This window comes from uncultured Ruthenibacterium sp., assembly GCF_963558415.1.
In the GTDB taxonomy this organism is placed as follows: Bacteria; Bacillota; Clostridia; order Oscillospirales; family Ruminococcaceae; genus Ruthenibacterium.
In genome coordinates this window covers 1-1,519 of the sequence record NZ_CAUWGY010000166.1, presented here as the reverse complement: position 1 = coordinate 1,519, position 1,519 = coordinate 1, and the positions used below count along the sequence as shown (strand labels likewise).

Below are 1,519 nucleotides of genomic sequence, written 5' to 3'. Positions count from 1 at the left end.
TATTATGGAATAATTTTTAGGGCAACACAATCCGTCGAATTATTTTGCGTTTACACCTTTCCCGCCAGAACGCCGCAACTGTGGCCACACTTTTCAGGGTGTGCTACAATTCCGGCTGCCATCTGCTCCACAAAGGTATAACACACTAGACTTTCCGAGGGAAAGTCGTGTGCCACGAAACCGCCGGTTTCTTTGGATTCTTCCGGTCAAAGGGGAACTCTATCCCCTCTGAACACCCCAGACAAAGGAGAACGCCGTTCCCCTTTGGAATCCCCTTGCCAACAGGGATGCTGCTCGACCCTATTGGATGACCCAGAGCAAAAAGTAAGCAATTTCCTTTGACAGTAGGCTACATCAGCCTATCAGATGTTCTGAAAAATGTAGTTGAAAAAGCACTGTGTCAATCAGCATATTTCTTGAAATTCTCAGCTTGCTCCATTACTTTTTCAAAAACCTCTTCGTCCCACTCAGGGGGATATCCGTTCTGATATAGCAAGACAGTCAATTCCATATTAAGTTGATTTTTAATATCATCTCTGGTAGACCAATCAGCAAATTGAGCTTTATCATCAACAAGTTCCTTGATTTTCTTAGCCAATACCACACATTTTTCATCGGCATACGGAAAACCGTGGTCATCTCGCACCTTGACAAGAATGTCATAAAAAGCCTTCTCTTCAAAACTAATTCCCATCTTTTGAAAAGAGGACTGATCTTCTTGCAGATCCCTTAAAATTTGTAGCAGTTGGTCGGACAGATCATTTACAAAATCAGAAACCACCTCGTTGGTAAATACCAACTTATCTCTGCTGTTATAATCATCAACTACTTTGCGGAGACGCTCATCAAACTCCATAGCTTTCACTTTGTTAGTGCGCCCATAAGCGCTAATAGCTTTACGGAGCAATTTCAAGAGTGCATTGAATTTTGTGATCGGAAGTTTTACCGTATTCAGTTGTTCAATAAATTCATCGCTGAACAGGTCAACCGACTTGTGTTCATCTACAACATTTTCAATTCCAGTACAGGCAATAGCCTCGCGAACCATATTTTCTACAACTTGGTTCATCGCTTCGGCGTCAGGGGCATTCCCTTTGGTTTGCTTGTAAATGATAGATCGGATAGCGAGATAAAACTGAGCTTTTGCCGTTTCTTCATCTGTCAGCTCACCAGAGGGGAAGCAGATATTGTAAGCACTTTTCAACCTTCGAGACAATCCCATAAAGCGCCTTTCGGTGTCTTTCCGACTTTGAACGTACTCTGCCGCACTGTTTAAACAATTCAGCCTTTCTAGGGGTTCCCCAGTAAAAAATTTACTTGCATTAAATCCAAGCAGTAAGTCATCAATCATTTTCAAGTGATTGCGAAAAATGCCAATTGTAATATCAAGTTCATCCACTGGACTTTCTTGTGGACCACCATATTTTTTTATGGCTTCCATCATGTCATTCTTGATACCAATATAATCTACAACCAAGCCTTTGTCTTTGCCATCAAAAACACGGTTTACGCGAGAAAT

At 41.7% G+C, this 1,519-nt stretch carries 1 protein-coding gene; it reads right to left on the bottom strand.

All coding sequences use genetic code 11. The annotated features are described in order from the left end of the window. Positions 1–400 precede the first annotated feature (400 nt). A partial coding sequence (locus AB5H98_RS13465; protein WP_367926391.1) for a DUF3387 domain-containing protein occupies positions 401–1,519 on the bottom strand: 1,119 nt, incomplete at its 5' end.